The 20,015-nt window shown below is 58.1% G+C and carries 18 protein-coding genes; 8 read left to right on the forward strand and 10 right to left on the reverse strand.

Features of this window, described 5'->3' with window-relative positions; genetic code table 11:
* The 6 genes from GOW48_RS10725 to GOW48_RS10750 all read left to right on the forward strand — a co-directional run bounded on the left by GOW48_RS10725 (position 1) and on the right by GOW48_RS10750 (position 7,450).
* Positions 1 to 630 (forward strand): glutathione S-transferase family protein, encoded by a 630-nt coding sequence (locus GOW48_RS10725; RefSeq protein WP_170753601.1) that lies wholly within the window; start codon positions 1 to 3, stop codon positions 628 to 630.
* A gap of 111 nt (positions 631 to 741) precedes the next feature.
* Positions 742 to 3,144 carry a GcvT family protein gene (locus GOW48_RS10730; protein WP_170753604.1) on the forward strand — a complete coding sequence of 801 codons (2,403 nt, stop codon included), beginning with the start codon at positions 742 to 744 and terminating at the stop codon, positions 3,142 to 3,144.
* A 2-nt stretch (positions 3,145 to 3,146) separates the two neighbouring features.
* Positions 3,147 to 4,688, forward strand: coding sequence for a trimethylamine methyltransferase family protein (locus GOW48_RS10735; protein ID WP_170753606.1), 1,542 nt, complete (start codon positions 3,147 to 3,149; stop codon positions 4,686 to 4,688).
* Complete coding sequence (locus GOW48_RS10740) at positions 4,689 to 5,360, forward strand: TetR/AcrR family transcriptional regulator (RefSeq protein ID WP_170354830.1); 672 nt, start codon at positions 4,689 to 4,691, stop codon at positions 5,358 to 5,360.
* Positions 5,357 to 6,661, forward strand: a complete 1,305-nt coding sequence (locus GOW48_RS10745) for an NAD(P)/FAD-dependent oxidoreductase (protein WP_170753607.1) — start codon at positions 5,357 to 5,359, stop codon at positions 6,659 to 6,661. The genes GOW48_RS10740 and GOW48_RS10745 overlap by 4 nt, the downstream gene beginning before the upstream one ends.
* Positions 6,662 to 6,718: 57 nt before the next feature.
* Positions 6,719 to 7,450, forward strand: a complete 732-nt coding sequence (locus tag GOW48_RS10750) for a hypothetical protein (protein ID WP_170753609.1) — start codon at positions 6,719 to 6,721, stop codon at positions 7,448 to 7,450.
* On the opposite strand, the gene GOW48_RS10755 is transcribed toward GOW48_RS10750, so the two are convergent.
* On the reverse strand, positions 7,447 to 7,806 hold the full coding sequence (locus GOW48_RS10755) for a DUF3307 domain-containing protein (protein WP_170355054.1): 360 nt from the start codon (positions 7,804 to 7,806) through the stop codon (positions 7,447 to 7,449). The two genes, GOW48_RS10750 and GOW48_RS10755, sit on opposite strands and share 4 nt — an antisense overlap.
* Before the next feature lie 244 nt (positions 7,807 to 8,050).
* Between GOW48_RS10755 and GOW48_RS10760 the strand changes: the two genes are divergently transcribed.
* Positions 8,051 to 11,047 carry a cyclic nucleotide-binding domain-containing protein gene (locus tag GOW48_RS10760; RefSeq protein ID WP_170753941.1) on the forward strand — a complete coding sequence of 999 codons (2,997 nt, stop codon included), beginning with the start codon at positions 8,051 to 8,053 and terminating at the stop codon, positions 11,045 to 11,047.
* Here GOW48_RS10760 and GOW48_RS10765 read toward each other — a convergent pair.
* From GOW48_RS10765 to GOW48_RS10805, 9 genes are all read right to left on the reverse strand, one after another.
* Positions 11,044 to 11,331, reverse strand: a complete 288-nt coding sequence (locus GOW48_RS10765) for an ArsR/SmtB family transcription factor (RefSeq protein WP_170753943.1) — start codon at positions 11,329 to 11,331, stop codon at positions 11,044 to 11,046. The genes GOW48_RS10760 and GOW48_RS10765 overlap by 4 nt on opposite strands.
* Before the next feature lie 109 nt (positions 11,332 to 11,440).
* The gene (locus tag GOW48_RS10770) at positions 11,441 to 12,673 is read right to left on the reverse strand and encodes a mandelate racemase/muconate lactonizing enzyme family protein (RefSeq protein ID WP_170753611.1); all 1,233 of its coding nucleotides are present in this window, start codon (positions 12,671 to 12,673) and stop codon (positions 11,441 to 11,443) included.
* Between the two features lie 23 nt (positions 12,674 to 12,696).
* Complete coding sequence (locus GOW48_RS10775; protein WP_170354834.1) at positions 12,697 to 13,791, reverse strand: Zn-dependent alcohol dehydrogenase; 1,095 nt, start codon at positions 13,789 to 13,791, stop codon at positions 12,697 to 12,699.
* Between the two features lie 81 nt (positions 13,792 to 13,872).
* Positions 13,873 to 15,072 carry a TCR/Tet family MFS transporter gene (locus GOW48_RS10780; RefSeq protein WP_170753613.1) on the reverse strand — a complete coding sequence of 400 codons (1,200 nt, stop codon included), beginning with the start codon at positions 15,070 to 15,072 and terminating at the stop codon, positions 13,873 to 13,875.
* 42 nt (positions 15,073 to 15,114) lie between these two features.
* Entirely contained in the window at positions 15,115 to 15,864 is a 750-nt protein-coding gene (locus GOW48_RS10785; RefSeq protein ID WP_170753615.1) for an alpha/beta fold hydrolase, read from the reverse strand.
* 12 nt (positions 15,865 to 15,876) lie between these two features.
* Positions 15,877 to 16,665, reverse strand: coding sequence for a 3-oxoadipate enol-lactonase (gene pcaD / locus GOW48_RS10790; RefSeq protein ID WP_170753617.1), 789 nt, complete (start codon positions 16,663 to 16,665; stop codon positions 15,877 to 15,879).
* Between the two features lie 59 nt (positions 16,666 to 16,724).
* Entirely contained in the window at positions 16,725 to 17,699 is a 975-nt protein-coding gene (locus GOW48_RS10795; protein ID WP_170753619.1) for a threonine ammonia-lyase, read from the reverse strand.
* Positions 17,696 to 18,523 carry an alpha/beta fold hydrolase gene (locus GOW48_RS10800; RefSeq protein ID WP_170753621.1) on the reverse strand — a complete coding sequence of 276 codons (828 nt, stop codon included), beginning with the start codon at positions 18,521 to 18,523 and terminating at the stop codon, positions 17,696 to 17,698. The genes GOW48_RS10795 and GOW48_RS10800 overlap by 4 nt, the downstream gene beginning before the upstream one ends.
* A complete protein-coding gene (locus tag GOW48_RS10805; protein ID WP_170753623.1) occupies positions 18,523 to 19,209 on the reverse strand; it encodes a haloacid dehalogenase type II in 687 nt (228 codons plus the stop codon). Before GOW48_RS10805 ends, GOW48_RS10800 begins: the two co-directional genes overlap by 1 nt.
* Positions 19,210 to 19,335: 126 nt before the next feature.
* Between GOW48_RS10805 and GOW48_RS10810 the strand changes: the two genes are divergently transcribed.
* Positions 19,336 to 19,764: an FKBP-type peptidyl-prolyl cis-trans isomerase gene (locus GOW48_RS10810; RefSeq protein WP_170354841.1), complete on the forward strand. Its 429-nt coding sequence runs from the start codon at positions 19,336 to 19,338 to the stop codon at positions 19,762 to 19,764.
* Positions 19,765 to 20,015: the final 251 nt, after the last annotated feature.

Below are 20,015 nucleotides of genomic sequence, written 5' to 3' on the forward strand. Positions count from 1 at the left end.
ATGCTGTTTTATGATTGCTCGACCGCACCTAATCCGCGCCGTGCGCGGATGTTCATAGCTGAAAAAGGGCTTGAAATTGAGACGCGTGACATCTCGATCGCCAAAGGCGAGCAGTTGAGCAATGAATTCCTTGCGGTCAATCCAAATGGCACTATTCCCGTACTTGTTACAGATGAGGGGACCGCGTTGACCGAAAACCTTGGCATCGCGGCATACCTCGAAGCCCGCTTCCCCGAGCCGCCGCTGATGGGCCGTACATCTGACGAAAAGGGATTGGTTCTGATGTGGAACAGTATTGTCGAACAGCAAGGCGGTGCGCCGGTCGCCGAGGCGCTGCGCAATACCCATCCCGTTTTCGAAGGTCGCGCGATTCCCGGCCCGGCGAATTATGCGCAAATCCCGGAATTGGCCCAACGCGGGATCGAAAGGGTGAGGCGATTCCTCGACATGCTCGAAGGGCGCTTAGCGGAAAGTGCTTATGTCGCAGGTCCGGAGTTTACCCTGGCTGATATCTCGGCCTTTGTATTTGTAGATTTTGCGCGCGTCATAAAAATGCGAATTCCGCAAGAAAACAAAGCGACTCAGGCATGGTTCGATAAGGTCGCAGCGCGCGCCAGCGCCCAACTTTAATTTCGTTGAATTCAATCAACACAAACCGTCGTCACGAACTGTACATAAATGTCTAGACAGAAGTGAACAGTGCGTCTAGCGTCCCGTGTAAGTCATGCAGGGGAGAGCGGGATGAAGTCTCAGTATCGCGTTGTGGTTATCGGAGGCGGGGTCGTAGGCGCTTCGGTTTTGTATCATCTGGCCAAGTTCGGCTGGTCGGATGTGGTGATGCTTGAGCGACGACGGCTGGCCTCGGGGTCATCGTGGCACGCAGCGGGCGGTATTCACGCGCTGAATGCCGATCCAAACATGGCGGCGCTGCAAGCCTATACGATCGACCTGTTGAGTGAGATCGAGAAAGAATCAGGCCAGAATATCGGTTTGCACATGACCGGCGGTCTGACCTTGGCAGGTACGCCCGAACGGTGGGAGTGGTTGCAGGCGAATTACCGTATTTTCCAGTCCATCGGCATTGATGACTGCGAATTGTTGTCGCCGGAAGAGGCGCAGAAACGCTGCCCGATCATGTCCACCGATGGCGTCTTGGGCGCGATGTGGGCTGATCGCGAAGGCTATATCGACACGACCGGTACGGTCCAGGCCTACGCGACGGCGGCGAAAAAGCGCGGTGCGGAATACTATGAGGAAACCAAGGTCGAAAGCCTGACGCAGACGGCCGATGGGTGGGAGGTTGTGACCGACAAGGGCACGATCACCTGCGAACATGTGGTCAACGCGGCGGGGCTCTGGGCGAAGCAGGTCGGGCGCATGGCGGGGGTAGAACTGCCGGTTTCTCCGCTGAAACACCACTATCTGATCACCGATACCGTGCCCGAGGTCGCGCAGGCAGATTTCGAGATGCCGATGACCGTGGACCTAGAAGGCTTCACCTATATGCGGCAGGACCAGAAAGGCGTTCTGGTCGGTATCTACGAGGTCGAGCACGAACACTGGGCCATGGACGGCGCGCCTTGGAACTATGGCGAGGAACTGTTTCAGGAACAGCTGGATCGGATCGAGAATGAGCTGACGCTGGGTTTCGAACGCTACCCCTCGATCCAGAATGTGGGCATCAAGACTTGGGTGAACGGCGCCTTCACTTTTGCGCCGGACGGTAACCCTCTGGTCGGGCCGGTGCCGGGTAAACGTGGCTATTGGTCGGCCTGTGCTGTGATGGCCGGGTTCCTGCAGGGCGGCGGCGTTGGTAAAACACTGGCCGAGTGGATGATCCATGGTGAGCCCGAGGCGGATGCCTGGCCCATGGACGTGGCCCGCTTTGGCGATTTTGCGCAGAACAAACGCTATATCCGCGAAACCACGGGGCAGTTCTATTCACGCCGCTTCGTGATGACCTATCCGAACGAGCAATTGCCTGCGGGGCGTCCTCTGAAAATGGCCCCGGCGCATGATGCTATGACCGAAGCCGGGTGTAAGTGGGGCGTCAGCTGGGATCTGGAAGTGCCGCTCTATTTTGCGCCGAAAGGGTTCGAGGAAACGCCAACCCTGAAACGTTCCAATGCACACGACATCGTGGCTGAGGAGTGCAAGGTGATCCGCGAGGGTGTCGGTTTGATGGATATTACCGGCTTCTCGCGGTTCGAAGTCAGCGGCCCCAACGCGCAGGTTTGGCTGGACAGGGTGATGGCCTCGAAACTGCCTGCGCCGGGACGTGCCAAGCTGGCCCCGATGCTGGGTGAGAACGGGCGGCTGAAGGGTGACCTGACCGTTCTGAACTGGGGCGACGGGACGTGGTGGATCATGGGCAGCTACTACCTGCGCGCCTGGCACATGCGCTGGTTCGATGACCACATGATCGACGGCGTCTCGGTCCGCGATCTGGGCGAAGAATACTGCGGCTTCGCCGTGGTTGGCCCGAAATCGCAGGCGGTGGTCGAGAAGCTGGCCGAGCAGGATATCTCGGGTCTGAAATTCATGGGCTGCGGCGAGTTCGATATCGGTCTGGTCCGCGCCCGTGTGGCCCGAATGTCGGTAACAGGCGAGAAAGGGTACGAGATCAACTGCCGTTATGGCGACCACATAAAACTGCGTCGGATTTTGCTGGAAGCCGGGGCCGACGAAGGCATCCGAGAATGTGGCTTCAACGCGATGCTGTCCACGCGGCTTGAGAAGAGCTTTGGCATCTGGTCGGCGGAATTCACACAGCTTTATACGCCGGGGATGACCGGAATGGATCGCTGGATCGACTGGGATAAATTCTTTGTCGGCAAAGAGGCTGCCTTGGCGGAACGCGACGGCAACGGACCGGCCCAAGTGCAGGTCACGCTGGAGGTCGACGCATTGGACGCTGACGCCAGCGGGTACGAGCCCATCTGGGCGGACGGCGAACGCGTGGGCTTTGTGACCTCGGGCGGCTACGGCCACTATACCGGCAAATCGCTGGCAATGGCGCTGGTCAACCGAGACAAGGCCGAGCCGGGGACCGAGTTGTCAGTGCATGTGGTCGGTGTCGAACGCTCTGCACGGATTGTTGCGCCATCACCGTACGACCCGCAAGGCAAAGCGATGCGAGGCTGAACATGGAAGCTCAACGTGGCAGACGCAGGCGGGGACGGGGGACCGAGGCCGCCCCCGCACCCAAACGGGATGTGAATTACCGCCAGCTCAGAAACCCGTTTCCGCCGATGGAGGTGTTCTCGGCGGATCAGATCGCCGACATGCACGCGTCGTCCTTACGTCTGTTGCAAGAACTCGGCATCAAGGTGCTGCTGCCCGAAGCGCGGACGTTGTTCGCCAAGGCTGGGGCCAAGGTCGATGAAGACGCCGAGATGGTATTTATTGGCAAGGAAATGGTCGAGGCGGCCGTCGCTTCGGCCCCCAAATCCATCGCTTGCCGGGCAGGGGCGCGGCATCGGGATTTCACGCTGGAACTGGGATCGTTGGTCTTTCAACCTGGTGCTGCGGCCCCCAACGCCACCGATCTAGAACGCGGGCGGCGGCCGGGATCGGGACGCGACTATCTGGAATTCCTGAAGCTCACCCATCATTTCGACGTGTTCCAGATGATCTCGCCCCTGGTCGAACCGCAGGACGTGCCGACCAACGTGCGACACTACTTCACGACGCGCGCGCAGATGGAGCTGACGGACAAGTTCCCTTTCTTCTTCTCACGTGGGAAACCGCAGGTTTTGGACAGTTTTGAGATGCTGTCTATCGCACGAGGGCTTTCGGATGACGCATTCCGCGCGGACGCGCATTGTTATACGATCATCAACACCAACAGCCCACGCACGCTGGATATTCCGATGGCGCAAGGGTTGATCGACTTTGCGCGGCACGGCCAAATCTCGATCATCACACCGTTCACGCTAATGGGCGCGATGGCTCCGATCACCGTGGCGGGTGCTATCACTCTGTCCCATGCCGAGGCGCTGGCCGCGTTGACCCTGACGCAGCTGGCCAACCCCGGCGCGCCGGTGTGTTATGGGACGTTCACAAGTAACGTAGACATGAAATCGGGCGCGCCTGCCTTCGGGACACCTTCGCACTTTCAGGCGTCCTCGGCGGCGGGGCAGTTGGCGCGGCATCTGGGCCTGCCGTGGCGGTCGGCTGCAGGCTCGGCCTCGAACATCAATGACGTGCAGGCGGCGAATGAAAACCAGTTCGGCCTGTGGGGCTGTCTGATGGCCGGGGCAACCGTGATCATCCATTCGGCCGGGTGGCTCGAAGGCGGCTTGACCGTATCCTACGAAAAACTGGTTAGCGATGCCGAAGTGCTGAACATGGTGGCCGAGCTGTGCAATGGCGCGCAGGCCGGCGCCTCCGAGATCGGGTTCGATAGCGCGCTGCGCGAGGTCGACCCCAGCGGACATTTCTTTGCCACCAGTCAGACAATGGAGCGCTATAACACCGAGTTCTACCAACCCCATCTGCACGACTATGCCAATTTCGGCACGTGGACGGAACGCGGATCGGTCGATGCCAACCATCGCGCGACCGGGGTCTGGAAGGACATCCTTGCCAATTTCGAATCCCCCGTTCAGAACTCTGACCGGCTGGGCGATCTGCACGACTTCATTGCCCGACGCACAGAGGAGGGCGGTGCGCCGCCCGAGAGTTGAATGAGCAAACCGATCCTGCACCGCGACGACCCCGAGGCCGAGCCTCTGGTGGGTAACATAAAGGTCACGCGCGACGACTGGTTGAACGTGGCGATGGACGTCCTGATCTCGGACGGGATCGACCAGATCAAAGTGCTGAATCTGGCCGAGCGGATGGCTGTGTCGCGGTCTTCGTTTTATTGGTATTTCAAATCGCGGCAAGAGCTGCTGGACGCGTTGTTGGCACGCTGGCAGGCGACCAACACCGCTGGGTTGATCCGTCAGGCCGAGGCCCCGGCAGACACGATCACGGGCGCGGTGTGCAATGTGCATCGCTGCGTGGTGAACACGGATCTGTTCGACACCGCGCTGGATTTCGCCATCCGCGACTGGGCGCGTAAATCGGGCAAAGTGCGTCGTGCGCTGGATCAGTCGGATGCACGGCGGCTAGAGGCTTTGCACGCGATGTTCGCGCGCTATGGCTATCCCGAAGTCGAGGCCGAGACCCGAGCCCGCGTGCTGTATTACATGCAGATTGGATACGATCTGGCACAACTGAACGAACCCATGTCTGTGCGGATCGCCATGGTGCCGCACTATTTGTTTGTCTTCACCGGGGTTGAGCCGCGCCGTGAAGAGATCGAGGAATTCAGCGCCTATTCCCGGCGCTACTGGACAGGAGATCCGTCATGACCCAACCAGACGCAATCATAATCGGAACAGGCGTGATCGGCGCAGCTATCGCGTTCGAGATGGCCAAGGCCGGGTGGAAAACCTTGTCACTGGATCGCAATACGCAGGTTGGGCATGGCTCGACCGCCGGGTCATGCGCGATTATTCGGATGCATTACTCCACCTTTGATGGCACCGCTTTTGCGTGGGAGGGCTATCACTATTGGCGCGACTGGGCCGCGTATCTGGGCTTGCCAGAAAACGCCAATCTGGCGCAGTTCCGCGAGACCGGGTGCCTGGTGATGAAGACCGAGGCCAACGGAATGTTGGAAAAACACATGGTTAACAGCGCGGATCTGGATTGCCCGTTCGAGGAATGGACACCCGAGAAGATCACCGAGCGCTTGCCTGTCTATTCCATGGACAGTTTCACACCGCCAAAACGCATGGTCGATCCTGAGTTTGGCCAGTCCAACGGACGGAAGATGCAAGGCGGAGTATTCTGGCCACAGGCGGGCTATGTGACTGATCCGGCATTGTCGGCGCAGAACCTGATGGATGCCGCCAAACAGCACGGGGCCGAGGTGCGAACAGGGGCCGAAGTGGTTGAAATTCTGACAGAGGCCGGGCGCGTAGCTGGGGTCAAGCTGGCCGATGGTGAGGAGATCCGTGCCAAAGTGGTGGTGAATGTGGCCGGGCCGGGGTCGGCCATCATCAATGGTATGGCAGGGGTGCTGGATGATATGACCATCGAGACGCGCCCTCTTCGGCAAGAGGTCGTGCATGTGCCTGCGCCCGAAGGGTTCGATTTTGAAAACGATGGCACCATCGTCTCGGACAGCGACATCGCGCTGTATTGCCGCCCCGAGCATGGCAACCACATCCTTGTGGGCTCGGAAGACCCGGAGTGCGATCCGCATCAGTGGTGCGAGGATGATGTCAACTACAACCGTGATTTCACCGACCAATGGACCACGCAGGCGATGCGCTATGCCCAGCGGGTTCCTAGCCTGGGCATCCCGTCTAAGACGCGTGGTGTGGTGGACCTATATGACGCCTCGACCGACTGGATTCCGATCTATGACAAATCCAGCCTGCCGGGGTTCTACATGGCCTGCGGCACAAGCGGGAACCAATACAAGAACGCGCCGATTGCCGGCAAGATGATGGCTGCTCTGATAGACTATGTCGAAGGTGGCGCCGATCATGACGCCCAACCGCTGCAGTTTACGTTGCCCTATATCAATCGCGTGATCGACGTGGGGTTCTATTCCCGGAAACGCCCGATCAACGAGGAAAGCAGTTTTTCAGTTTTGGGGTAGTTTGACGCGCAAAACGCTCTAACCTTTCTGGGGACTGCAACAAGGCAGGACCCCAGAATGACCGATACTCAGACCCGAGTTTTGATTCTTGGAAGCGCGCCGGCTGCCGTTGCAGCGAAGGATTGGGAGCGTTCGCCATTTACGCACATAGTCGCGATCAACAACGCCTGGCGTATTCGTAATGATTGGGATGTACTTATCCACCCCGAGGACTTCCCGGTCGAGAACCGACCCGCCGCGACGCTTAGCAGTCAATCCATTGTTGGTGCCGCAGACTACGTACCTTTGCAAAATGGCTATGGTGGGTTCGTCTACGCGGGCGGCACGATGGCCTTTACCGCAGGGTACTGGGCACTGGCTGCGCTTCGCCCCTCTGTGTTGGCATATTTCGGCTGTGACATGGTCTACCCCAGCGCTGGAAAGACACATTTCTATGGAACCGGGGCGGCCGATCCTTTACGTGCTGACGTTACGCTCAGGTCACTTGAAGCAAAATCGGCTCGGCTTGGGTTGTTCGGTGCTGCTCAGGGATGTCGGATCGTGCGGCTTTCCAACGGGGAAAGCAGGCTGGTCTATCCTTCGGTCGCTTCGACATCGCTTGGTTCGGTCGATCTGCCGTGCACGCATGGGATGAGTGCGGCATTGCAGCGTGAAAAAGAGCTTGGTTACTACGTGCCGTCGGGTCGCTATTGGGAGCATTCGGATGCGTTTGACACCGACCGAATAGATGAATTGGACAAGATGTGGCTGTCAGCTTACCGGCAGAGTGCGTTGGGTAAGGTCGCCTAAGCTGCGAATTTCACCCAGGCCCAGACCATTGCGACATAGGTTAGATTGTGCAGGCACTGATCCAGCCCGGCCGCGCGCCAAAAGGCCGCTTGCGTTGGCATTAGTTGCTTTTTGTCGGAATAGCTGGCCTTTGCGAAATCAATATTGAAATGAACGATCCATTCCAGCGCGGCGATGATAAGAATAAATGCCCAAGGCGAGCCAAATAGTAGGAAAACAATGACGGACCCCACAACATGCACTGCCGCATGTTGTGCGCGTCCCATATGAAAATATTCCCCGCGTCCCGCCAGCATTTTCGGCGTTTGGAGGTAATAGTCCGCAAACATATGTTTGATCTGCAATAAGCAGAGCATCAAAAACACTGCGCCTAAATTGGCAGGCAAATGAATCCTCCCGACATCGTCCTGATTTAAACACTAGGCGGTAACTTGTGGTTGCGCAAATGAACTTGTTCACATTCGGCGAAAATCTGATCAAATTGGAAACTGTTTGCGTCGCTGGCCACGATTGCGGTAAATTCAAACCATTGGATTTGCGACAATGTCGCCAAGATCGGGTCAGTGATCCGCAACAGGGGCAGGTTCCATAGAACGCACGATTTTCCGCTTTATTTGGAAATACTCCAAACGCGATCAGTTGATCTTGCTGGCCGTGACTGCGACGCTGTTTCCGCTGCTTTACCTGACGCTGGAATTGCCAAAACGGATCATCAACGATGCGATCGGGGCCGGAAGCTCGGTGGTGAACGTGATGGGCTATCAGTTGCCGCAGACCACCTTCCTGATCATCCTGTGTTTCGCGTTTCTGGCTGCGGTTCTGGCCCACGGCCTGATGAAAATGCGGATCAACACGATGAAAGGCGTTCTGAGCGAGCGGATGCTGCGTCGTTTCCGGTATCAACTAATCAGTCGCGCGCTGCGCTTTCCCCAACCTTATTTCGAGCGCGTCAGCCAGGGTGAGATGGTCTCGATGATCACTGCCGAAAGCGAGCCGATGGGTGGGTTGATGGGGGACGCGATCAGCCAACCCGTGCTGCAGGCCGGGCAGATGATCACCATCCTGTCTTTCCTGTTTCTGCAAAGTGTCTGGTTCGGCCTTGCCGCAGTTGCCTTAATCCCAGTGCAGGCCTGGTTGATCCCCAAGCTGCAACGTCAGATCAACCTGCTGAACAAAAGCCGGATTCAAGAAGTCCGTATTCTGGCCGCTCAGATTGGGGAAAACGCGGCGGGCGCGTCGACGCTGCGCACGAATGGGGGGTGGCGGTACCGTCGTGCGATGATCTCGGACCAGCTGGGGCGGCTGTTCAGCATCCGTTTCGAGATTTACCAGAAAAAGTTCTTTATGAAGTTCATCAACAACTTCATTTCGCAACTGACGCCGTTCTTGTTTTATCTGGTTGGCGGTTTGCTGGTTCTACAGGGCTCAGTCTCGCTGGGTGCGCTTGTCGCGGCGCTGGCGGCCTACAAGGACCTGAGCTCTCCGTGGAAAGAGCTGCTGACCTACTACAATCAGACTCAGGACATGTCATTGCGCTGGGATGTAGTGGTTGAACGGTTTGCACCCGCGGGAATGGTTGACGAAAAACTGTTCGAAGGCGAACCAGACAGCACGCCGCGCCTGAACGGCGATATAACACTGGATCACGTCTCGGTCCGGGATATGGACGGCAATCAGGTTCTTGATGACCTGAACCTGACCTTTCCCGGTGGAAAAACCATCGGCGTCGCAGCCCCCAGCGAAGAAGATCGGCGCGCCCTGGCAGAATTGCTGACGCGCGAGATCATGCCTTCGTCCGGTCGGGTTGAAATCGGGGCGGAAAACATGGCCGACCTGCACCAAGGCGTCGTTGCTGCACGAGTTGGATATGCGTCTTCGCGCCCGGTGATGTTTCAAGGCTCGTTGGGCGACAACGTTATGATGCCGATGCGGTTCAAGCCGGTGACAGGCGGGGTCGAAGATCATGACTTTGCAGAGACCCGGCGGGCAGGGAATAGTGACGATCCCTACAGAGCCGAATGGCTTGACCCTTCGCGGGCTGGTGTTGAAAACGCCGAATCTCTGCGCGACTGGTGGCTGCATCTGATCGACGGCATGGGCTCGGGCGCGGCGCTTTTTCAACGTGGGGCAGAACAGGTCTTTGAACCGGGCGAACACCAGGATCTGGCCCGGAAGCTTATTGAATTGCGACCCCTCGTACAGCAGGCGGTGCGAGATGCCGGGCTTGAACAGCAGGCCCTGATCTTCGACTGGTGCTGCTACAATCCTGCCTTACCCGTTGCCGAAAACCTGCTGTTCGCGACCCCGCGTGTGCCTGTGACGCAGGACTTGCTGGCCCGCCAACCTGTCTTTTTGGGAGAGCTGCGAGAACTGGGCCTGGACGAGACACTGGTCAACCTGACGCGCGATGTGGTGGATATGCTGCGGCAGATCTTTGGTCTGGACGGCACAGACCATCCGCTGTTTCGAAAGCTGGGCCTTGAAGCACAGACTTATGAAAGCGCGATAGAATTGCTGGAGCAGACGCGGGATGAGGGGGTCTCGGGTCTGAATGACGAACAGCTCGCTAACCTGCTTGCCGTTCCCGTTGTGATTTCGGCCGAGCAAATCGGCCCGGCATTTTCAGATGAACTGAAGAACCGCATTCTTGAACTGCGCCACAGTCATTCGCATAAACTGCTTGAGACTTTGCACGACGTGTTTGTGCCACTGAATGCCGAAGAATTTGCGCCCGGCCTGACGGTGATGGAGAATGCGCTGTTCGGCAAGGTCAGCCAGATTGGGGGTGCGCGCTCGGACGAGGTGCGCAAACTGATCGTGGATGTTCTTGACCGCAACGGGGCACGGCCACAGGTGGTCGAATTGATCTATGACGTTCCGGTGGCGCTGGGTGGTCAGAATCTGCCGGCGGTTTTTGCCGAGCCGCTCTCGTTCACGCGCGCGACGATCAAGAAACCGGATATCCTGATTTTGGATAATGCGCTGGCCAGCTATGACATGGCCACGCAGGTGGCGGTCTATAAGAATATACGCTCTTTGCTGCCTGAGACGACCGTCATTTATCTGAACGATCAGTATGACAATCCGGATGTATTCGACATGTATGTCGAAATCCGGCAGGGTCGGGTGGTTTCAGATGAAGGACCTGCGGACGTGGAAGAAGACAGTGCAGCCTCGGCCGACTTGGCGCGCAAGCTGCGCGCGCTTGAGCAGACGCCGCTGTTTTCGGGTCTTGACCGTCGTCAGCTGCGCCTTTTGGCCTTTGGTGCCCGCTGGTTTGACGCCAAGCCTGGCGAGGTTGTGTTCCTCAAGGACGACCAACCCACAGATGGGGCCTATGTGGTGTTGGAAGGCGAGGCGGGTCTGTATCTGCCACAACCTGACGGACCGGATCAGTTGATCACAAAAGTTGGTGCAGGAGCGCTAGTCGGTGAGCTGGGCCTGATCCGCAAAGAGCCGCGCGCACTGAGCATGCTGGCCGAGACGAACCTGTCCTGCCTGCGGATCGGGGAAGAAGAGTTTTTGGCCGTTGTCGAAAACGATGCCGCCACGGCCTTTAAGCTGATGCAGGTGATTGCAGGGTATGTGTCAAACTAGTCTTGCGGTTTACAGAACAGGTCGTAAAGCAAACCAATCATTTGGGCCGTGTTTCCGTCCTGCAACGAATAGTAGATCGTTTTCCCCTCTCGCCGGGTCGACACCAGCCCTTCGCCGCGCAATCGCGCCAGCATCTGGCTGACGGCGGCTTGTCGGATATTCAGCAGGTTCTCAAGCTCACCCACTGATTTCTCACCTTCACCCAAATGGCAAAGGATCATCAGGCGGCCTTCATGGGCAAGAATTTTCAGGAACGCAGCGGCGTGCGCGGCGCTCTTTTGCATATCTGAAAGGGCGCTGTCCTGATCCTGAGCGTCTTTTTCCTTAAGTGTCACGTAGGGGCCTGCTTGTGATAGGGGGTCAAGGTAATATGCCCCAAACCGCAGCAGTTTGTCACCCCTCGGTTGCAGGGGCACCGCCCTGAAACGCATTGCCGTCGACGTAATTGCAGGGCTCTTCCTGCATCTGAAGATGTAATCCGTCACCCGTGAAAGGATGCGCCCGCGCCAGGTCTTCGTCGACATCGATGCCCAACCCTGCAGCCGTAGGTGCCGTTACAAAGCCGTTTTCAACGCGCAACGTGCTTTTGATCAGGGCGTCGTGAAATGGGGTCTCGATCGTTTCCAGCAAAAGCAGATTTGGGATCGAAGCCGCCAGATGAATATTCGCGGCCCATTCCACCGGCCCCGCGTATAAGTGCGGAGCCATTTGTACGTTAAAGACCTCGGCCATGGCAGCGACTTTCTTCATTTCCCAGATGCCACCGGCGCGGCCCAGTGCAGGTTGAAGAATCTCGGCTGCGCCAGCGCGCAGGACGGCCCCGAACTCGGCCTTCGTGGTCATCCGTTCGCCTGTTGCCACAGGAATTCGGACATTGCGGGCAACACGGGCCATGTCCTCGATCATGTCGGGGGGTGTGGGTTCTTCGAACCAGAGTGGCGAATATGGTTCTAGCGCCTGACCCAAGCGGATCGCACCGGCGGTGTTGAATTGGCCGTGGGTGCCGAACAGCAGATCTGCCTTGTCGCCCACGGCCTCACGGATGGCCTTGCAGAAGGCGACAGACATCGAGATATCGGACATTGCAGGCATATGCCCGCCGCGTATTGTGTAAGGCCCAGCAGGGTCGAACTTGACCGCTGTAAAGCCGCGTCGAACCATTTCAGCAGCGCATTCAGCTGCCTGATCAGGTGCCGTCCAAAAGTCGTTAAGATTATGCTGGGGTAGGGGGTACAGATAGGTATAGGCGCGGATCCGATCATTCACCAGCCCACCCAGCAGAGCGTAGACGGGACGGTCGCGATCTTTGCCCAGAATGTCCCAGCACGCGATCTCAAGCCCCGAAAACGCGCCCATGACTGTCAGATCGGGTCGTTGTGTAAAGCCGCTGGAATAGGCGCGGCGGAACATAAGCTCGATGTTTTCGGGGTTTTCGCCCTGCATGTGACGCTCAAAGACGTCTCGAATGACGTGGCGCATAGCATCAGGGCCTACAGATGAAGCATAGCATTCGCCCCAACCGGTTATGCCTGTGTCGGTCGTGACTTTGACCAATATCCAATAGCGCCCGCCCCAACCGGGTGCCGGCGGAGCGGTCACAATGATGTCGAGGTCCTGCAGCTTCATGGCGTCTCCTCCGGTCGTTTGCCTCAGGCTTTGTCGAACATGATCACGTTTCGCTTGGCCGAACCGGTTTTGGTGTCTGCGATCGCCTCGTTGATCTGCGACAACGACCACCGGCCTGAGATCAGCTCGTCCAGTTTCAGCCGCCCCTGTTCATACAAGTCAATCATCCAGGGAATATCGCGCTGTATGACCACGTCGCCCATCTTCGATCCGATCAGGCCTTGCCCTAGCGCTGCAAGGATAACGGGTTCATAGCTTGACTGATCACCTGAATGAGGCATCCCGATCATGACAGCCTTCCCACCGGGTCCAAGATAGCGGGGTGCCTGATCGTAGGCTGGGATGGCGCCCACCGTGATCAGCACGGCGTCGGCCCCACGCCCGCCCAAGGCTTTGTAGGCGTCCTTCCATGGTGACTTCGACGTCGCCAAGACACCATGCGTCGCACCGAACTCTGCAGCGATGTCCAACTTATCTTCGGTCATGTCGACGGCCACAATGCGCCGCGCTCCGGCGATACGCGCGCCTTGAATGGCGTTTAGCCCCACGCCGCCAGCACCGATCACGACCACGTCCTGCCCTGGACGCAAACCGGCGGCGTTCACCGCGGCACCCACGCCGGTGATCACACCGCAGGACAATAGGCTAGCTACATCCTTGGGCATGTCTGACGGGATTTTCACGATCTGACGGTGGCTGACCACAACTTTTTCGGCAAAGGCACCGCAGGCCATGGCCTGTTCCAGCGGTCCACCGTCGGCTGTGCGCAGCGGCCCTTTAACGGTGTCATATGGCGTTTCGCAAATCGTTGGGTTGCCGCCTGCACAAGACGGGCAGGATCCGCAGGCGCGGATGAGGGTGACGACAACCGGGTCGCCGATGGCAAAGCCCCCAGCTGCCGGACCAACCGCAGTAATGACGCCCGCGGCCTCGTGCCCATAAACGGCAGGCAGGAACCCACCCCAGGCACCGCTTGCGTAGGATATATCCGAGTGGCAGATCGCGACCGCGTCCAGAGTGACTTCGACCTCGCCCGTTTGAGGTGGCGCGATTTGGATGTCCTCGATGACCAAGGGGTCACCGAAGGCCCGGCAGACGGCGGCTTTGATTGTTTGCATCTCTTCCCTCATTTCCTTTGGGCCACGGTGGCGCGCCGGATTGCATGCTGCAAGGTGGAATCCGTCACAGCGGTGTCGCTGTTACACTTTTTTGGGTTTTGCTTTCAGAAAGGCTGCAAAGCCGACGACCATCAAGACCATGGCCAGCAGGAAAGGGGCACCCGGCAGATAAAATCCCGTATCTGGTCTGGCAAACTGCGCAAAGACGCTGGTCATCAGCAAGGGGGAAATCACCATCGATAGGGCATGCAGTGAGGTAAGGACGCCCTGCAACTCGCCTTGCTGGCTGTCCGGCGTAGCCTTGGACATCATCGCTTGCAAGGCGGGGGTCACAACCGCACCCAGCGCGGTGAGAGGGATCAGCAGCAATGCGATCGGACCACTTGTCAGAAACGCCAGAATAGCGAAGCTGATAATCTCGATGACCATGCCGTAGATGATCGTTCCTCTTTCGCCCAGATACCGGGTAGCTGGCCGGATCAACCCGCCTTGAACGGCAGCCATGCCAATTCCATAAACACCAAGGGACAAGCCGATCATCTGGGGGGACCACCCAAACCGTTCGGTGGTGAAATAAGCCCAGATGGCAGGGTATACGTAAATTGAGATCGAATAGAGGAAATATACCCACAGCATCGGGCGAATGCCGGGCAATCCCGCAATGGCGCGGAGGGAATTGATTGGGTTTGCGCGGCGCAGATTGAAAGCTCTGCGCGTTTTGTCGGTCACGGTTTCGGGCATTACGAAAAGGCCAATTGCAAAGGTCACCAATGATAATGCAGCAGCTGCCCAGAAGGGGGCACGGGTCCCGTATTCGCTCAGCAGGCCGCCGATCACGGGGCCCAAAACGAACCCGACGCCGAAAGCTGCGCCGAGCAGACCGAAATTGGCCGCCTTTTCTGCGGGTTTGGAAACATCTGCCATAAAGGCTACTGCAGTGGCGTGGGTGGCCGCTGTGACTCCGCCCACAATCCGCCCAACCAATAGCAGCCAAATACTGCCCGCCAATGCCATCACCACATAGTCCAACGACATAACGAACAATGACACCAGCAGAACTGCCCTGCGCCCATAGGCGTCTGAAAGATTGCCGAGGATGGGGCCGAAGACGAATTGCATTGCCGCAAATGCAGTGCTGAGAACACCTCCCCAAACTGCTGCACCGGCCAGCGTACCGCCCTGAACTTCGACGATGAGTTCGGGCATGATCGGCAGAACCAGCCCAATGCCCATTGCGTCGATCATGACTGTGAGCAGGACAAAGAGAAAGGGAAGACGCATGGAAACCGCTGAGTGAATACTCCGGCACTCTAGCCACAGAGTTTATCGCTGAAAAGTGGCTTGCGCGCCGCCCTCGTGGGGCAAGTCAATTGCGATACTGTCCAATATTTCGGCCAGCTGACCCGGATGGGAAAAGAACGGAGAGTGAGAGCTGTCGATGCTATGCCGCATGGCTTCGGGAACGCCGAAACTCATCTGCTTTTGATACTCGGGCGGGATAGTACGGTCGTTAGTGGCTTGGATATAAGCCTTGGATACGCGCGCGAATGCATCGCTGAGCGGCAGGGGCGTATCTTGCGGCGCAATGGCCTGAGGACATAGCCGCGAAAGCGCATAGGGTACGGTTTCAGCCGGGCAGTCGTGATAAAACAGATCCTGAACCCGCTCGGGCTTGACCGTGTAGGATAGACCATCTGCCGATTTATCCACCGCATCTCCGATGGTCTGACGAGGGGACTGCCGGCGCATCTCGATCATCGACATCCCGTCTTTGGGAAGGTAGGCGCACAAATACACCAAGGCGCGTATCCTTGTCGGCTGGGCCTCGGCCGCGGCGCTGATCGGGTAGCCGCCCCATGAATGCCCGACGACAATCGTCTGCGGCGAACACGCCTTGAGTACCGCGTCGCGGCATCCCTGCAATGTGACCTCGGAAACCGGCGTCGGATCAGCACCGTGGCTAGGCATGTCGATTGCGCGTGCCGTATGCCCCAAAGCGGCAAGTTCGGGGATCAGATCACGCCAGCACCACGCACCGTGGCATGAGCCATGGACCAAAAGGAAATCTGCCAATGCTGTTCTCCTTCAGATATGCCCGATATCCGCCAGGAAACGGCTTAGAATCGCTGCGTATTCCTGGGGTTGCTCGACACAGGGCAGATGCCCGGCTCGACGCATCAGTTCAAAACGAGAGCCGGGGACAAGATCAATGGTTTCTCGTACCAGATCAGGCGGAGTTGAGCCATCCTCGCTGCCGGCAATGCCCAGTATAGGCAACCTTAAGCCGCTGGTTGGCGTATAGAAATCCGTGCCTGAAATCGCCGCGCAGCATCCCAAATATCCGTCCTCGGGTTGTCGCGCCATCATGTTGCGCCATAACAGGTGATCTGGCGTCGCCCGAAAGCCTTTTGAGAACCAGCGTTCCATTGTGGCGTCTGCCAGCGCTTCGACCCCACCTTCACGAATGGCTTCCATACGCTGGTTCCACATCGCTGGTGTGCCGATTTTGGCCGCGGTGTTCGACAAGACCAACCCCCGGATCAAGTCCAACCGTTTGACGGCCAAGCCTTGTGCGATCAGCCCGCCAATCGAAAGGCCCACGAACACACAGTCCCGGACTTCGAGGTGATCCAGCAGGGATTCTGCATCCCGAACCAGCGCCCCCATAGAATACGGAGCAGGTGGTGCAGAAGACAGCCCGTGCCCCCGTTTGTCATACCGGATCAGACGAAACCCGGCCGGCAGATGAGGCAATACGGCGTCCCAAAGCCGCATATCCGTGCCCAGCGAATTGGCGAACACGACTGGTGCCCCGCTTGGATCGCCATCCTCACGGTAATGGAGCTTTATGTCCCCGAAGTCTGCAATTTGCATGACATAATCCCCGTTCGTCATACGCTAAGCCAGCACCCTGCCTTATCGGTCCTGTGTTGTCAGGTCAGGAATTCCAGCGCTTTTCCAAAGACTTCCGGGTCAGCGTTGCCGCCAGATGCCACTACGATAACAGTGTCGCCTTCAATTTCGGTACCACGGTACAAAGCGGCAGCCAACGACACAGCGCCGCCTGGCTCCAACACTATTTTCAATCGCAAAAATGCTTGGGCCATGGCGCGAAGGGCTTCCTCTTCCGTGACCGAAAGGCCCGGACCGCACAAACGGTTCAGGATGGGAAAGGTGAGGTCGCCGGGCTGCGGTGTAAGGATCGCATCGCAAAGATTGCCGGATGTCGCCTTGTTCGCCTGAATCTGCCCGGTCGCCAATGAGCGTTTCACATCGTCAAATCCTTCGGGCTCACACGGGCGGGGGCGAAGCCCCGGAGCGTGACCCTCCAATGCCAGCGCGATTCCAGACGTCAGCCCGCCTCCGCCGCAGCAGACAAGAACGTCGGCTTGGGTGACACCAAGGGCAGTGGCTTGCCGGGCGATCTCCAATCCCGTCGTGCCCTGACCCGCTATAACCTGTGGTTCGTCATAGGGTCGGATCAGCGTCAAGCCACGCTCGGCTGCAAGGGCTTCGCCGATCTCTTCACGGCTTTCATTGGCGCGATCGTACAACACCACTTCTCCGCCCAAAGCGCGGGTGTTGTTGATTTTCAACTGCGGCGCGTCCGAGGGCATGATGATGACGGAGGATATGCCGTGTTGTGCGGCGGCATACGCTACCCCCTGTGCGTGGTTGCCCGACGAATAGGCGATCACGCCGCTCTGGCGCTCGGCTTCACCCAATGCGGAGATGGCCGACCAAGCCCCTCGAAACTTGAAACTGCCCGTGTGCTGCAGGCATTCGGGTTTGACCAGAACCCGACGGCCGGCAAGTTCATCAATGAACGGAGAGGACAGCAGCGGCGTTTCCCGCACATGTCCTTTCAGACGTTCAGCGGCGGATTCGATCATTTGCAATGTGCTCATAGGGCGTCCAGTGTTTTTCGGATCAGATCAAGCGATTCAGGTTCATCCAGAAAAGGCGCATGGCCCCGATCTGGAACCGAGACAGAGACCAGCCCCGGATGTCGATCATGCATCTCGGCCAGGGTCTGCTCGCTTAGCACGTCCGAGTTTTCGCCGCGAATAACACCGGTCGGGATGTTTCGCAGAGCTTCAAAGAACAGCCACATGTCCGGTATCGCGCCTGCCGCTGCCTGATCCAGGAGAGCGGTGCGCAGGCTTGGGTCGTAGCGCAGTTTCAAACCTTGCGGGGTTTCCTCGTTCTGGAACTCAGCCATTTGTCGCCACCTTTGCAGTGGGACACCGGGGAAATGCGCCTGCATCATGTGCTGCAGGGCACGCGCCGCGTCGTCATAGGTCTTTGATACGGGTTGTTTGCCGACATAGTCCATGATCTTGGCGATACCCGACGTATCGATGACAGGGCCAATATCGTTAAGCACAACTGCGGCCAGACGCTCCGGGTGGCTGGCAGCCAGTGCCATGGCGATCAGACCCCCGCGTGACGTTCCGATCACTGATACCCGCTCAAGGCCAAGGTGATCCAGCAATTCAATGGCGTCATGCGCTTCGCGCAAAACGTTGTAGTTGCTATGGTCGGGGTCATAGTCCGATTGTCCACGCCCCCGATAATCCATTGCGATCATTCGATGATCGGTCATCTGTGGCGCCAGAAACGAAAAATCCTGCGTGTTACGGGTCAGCCCTGCAAGACAGAAAACAGGTATGCCGGACCCGGTGTCCTCGAAATATAGTTTCTTGCCGTCAGTGGTCGTGAAAAAGGGCATTACAGTCCTGCGATTTGGGGAATGGTCGTCAGGTCGGACAGTACATGCGCAGGCTTCCATGGCAAGCGATCCATCGGCTCCTGTGCCCGGTTGACCCAAGTGGTCACGAAGCCGTACCCGCTGGCCCCCGCGGCGTCCCACCCGTTTGAACTGACAAACAGAACCTCGTCCCGCGCGCATCCGAAACGTTGTTGAACCAGATCATATACTTTGGAATGCGGTTTGAAGACGCCGACACTTTCGACCGACAGAACATCGTCCAGTACATCGCCGATGCCGGCCGATTGGACCGCTCCGTCAAGCATCGGAGGGGAGCCGTTCGACAGTATTGCAGTCTGATGGCCGCCAGCTTTCAGAGCGGCTAGCATGGCGGGAACCTCGGGGTAAGCCGGCAATTCCCAATACAGGTCCAGCAAGCGCTGTCGCAAGGTCGCGTTGCCGTCCAGACCAGTGGCCTCCAGCGCCCAGTCCAACCCATCTTGGGTGACGTCCCAGAAATCAGCATGAGCGTCGGCAACGGCGCGCAGCCATGTGTATTGCAACTGTTTCAGCCGCCAGTAGTTCGCCAGGTCGGGCCACTTTTCCTGCAATGATTCAAAGCCCGGTTCTGCCGCGGCCTGTCGTGCCGCAGCCGCGACATCAAAAAGCGTGCCATAGGCGTCGAAAACGCATGTTGTGATCGGCATTGTGTCCCCTCCATCCATCCGGCGCAGGTTTGCACAACAGGTGGTCGCTTGAAAGGGGGAAGGGTTTACAATGACGTGTCAGCCCCTAGGGTTGGCCGTTCAACTCTTTAACGGCCGGAGGCCAGAATGACCGCAATCAAACAGGGCGACACTGTTCGCATTCACTACACCGGTACGCTGTTGGACGGAAACGTCTTTGACAGTTCGGACGGGCGCGACCCGTTGGAGTTCGTGGTAGGCTCGGGCCAGATCATCCCGGGTCTGGACAGTGCGATGCCGGGTCTGACGGTTGGCGAAAAGAAGCGAGTCGAGATTGCCTGCGTTGATGCCTATGGACCGATTAATCCAGAAATGCGGCAAAGTATCCCCCGCGAAGGTATCCCGGATGACATTCCCCTGACACCAGGATCACAACTGCAGATGCAGACGCCTGAAGGTCAGGTGCTGCCAGTCACGGTGGTCGAGGCTGACGACGCAACAGTGACGCTGGATGCAAATCATCCATTGGCTGGTCAGGATCTGATTTTCGACGTCGAGGTTATTTCAGTCAACTGACCTATCGTAGCAGAGAGGATCAGCCTGTAATCAGGCTGGTCCAGGATTCGAACTCAGCACGAACCTGCGGCTGCGTGAAAAACACAAACAACATTAACAATGTTGTCAGGCCCAGCAATGCAATCCGCCCGCGTACCCCTAGAAAACCCGATTTACGACGGGACCTAGAGGAGCGCGCGTTGCTTGCAACAATATGATCAGCTTTGCTCATGCCGCCTGTTTTGCCGGTGAAAGATGGTCAAATCTTGGCA

The organism is Ruegeria lacuscaerulensis, from assembly GCF_013033355.1.
Classification (GTDB): Bacteria; Pseudomonadota; Alphaproteobacteria; order Rhodobacterales; family Rhodobacteraceae; genus Ruegeria; species Ruegeria lacuscaerulensis_A.

Coding starts and splice junctions, on each gene's coding strand:
- GOW48_RS10725 (WP_170753601.1), top strand. CDS start 1: ATGCTGTTTTATGATTGCTCGACCGCACCTAATCCGCGCCGTGCGCGG.
- GOW48_RS10730 (WP_170753604.1), top strand. CDS start 742: ATGAAGTCTCAGTATCGCGTTGTGGTTATCGGAGGCGGGGTCGTAGGC.
- GOW48_RS10735 (WP_170753606.1), top strand. CDS start 3,147: ATGGAAGCTCAACGTGGCAGACGCAGGCGGGGACGGGGGACCGAGGCC.
- GOW48_RS10740 (WP_170354830.1), top strand. CDS start 4,689: ATGAGCAAACCGATCCTGCACCGCGACGACCCCGAGGCCGAGCCTCTG.
- GOW48_RS10745 (WP_170753607.1), top strand. CDS start 5,357: ATGACCCAACCAGACGCAATCATAATCGGAACAGGCGTGATCGGCGCA.
- GOW48_RS10750 (WP_170753609.1), top strand. CDS start 6,719: ATGACCGATACTCAGACCCGAGTTTTGATTCTTGGAAGCGCGCCGGCT.
- GOW48_RS10755 (WP_170355054.1), bottom strand. CDS start 7,806: ATGCTCTGCTTATTGCAGATCAAACATATGTTTGCGGACTATTACCTC.
- GOW48_RS10765 (WP_170753943.1), bottom strand. CDS start 11,331: ATGCAAAAGAGCGCCGCGCACGCCGCTGCGTTCCTGAAAATTCTTGCC.
- GOW48_RS10770 (WP_170753611.1), bottom strand. CDS start 12,673: ATGAAGCTGCAGGACCTCGACATCATTGTGACCGCTCCGCCGGCACCC.
- GOW48_RS10775 (WP_170354834.1), bottom strand. CDS start 13,791: ATGCAAACAATCAAAGCCGCCGTCTGCCGGGCCTTCGGTGACCCCTTG.
- GOW48_RS10780 (WP_170753613.1), bottom strand. CDS start 15,072: ATGCGTCTTCCCTTTCTCTTTGTCCTGCTCACAGTCATGATCGACGCA.
- pcaD (WP_170753617.1), bottom strand. CDS start 16,665: ATGCAAATTGCAGACTTCGGGGACATAAAGCTCCATTACCGTGAGGAT.
- GOW48_RS10795 (WP_170753619.1), bottom strand. CDS start 17,699: ATGAGCACATTGCAAATGATCGAATCCGCCGCTGAACGTCTGAAAGGA.
- GOW48_RS10800 (WP_170753621.1), bottom strand. CDS start 18,523: ATGCCCTTTTTCACGACCACTGACGGCAAGAAACTATATTTCGAGGAC.
- GOW48_RS10805 (WP_170753623.1), bottom strand. CDS start 19,209: ATGCCGATCACAACATGCGTTTTCGACGCCTATGGCACGCTTTTTGAT.
- GOW48_RS10810 (WP_170354841.1), top strand. CDS start 19,336: ATGACCGCAATCAAACAGGGCGACACTGTTCGCATTCACTACACCGGT.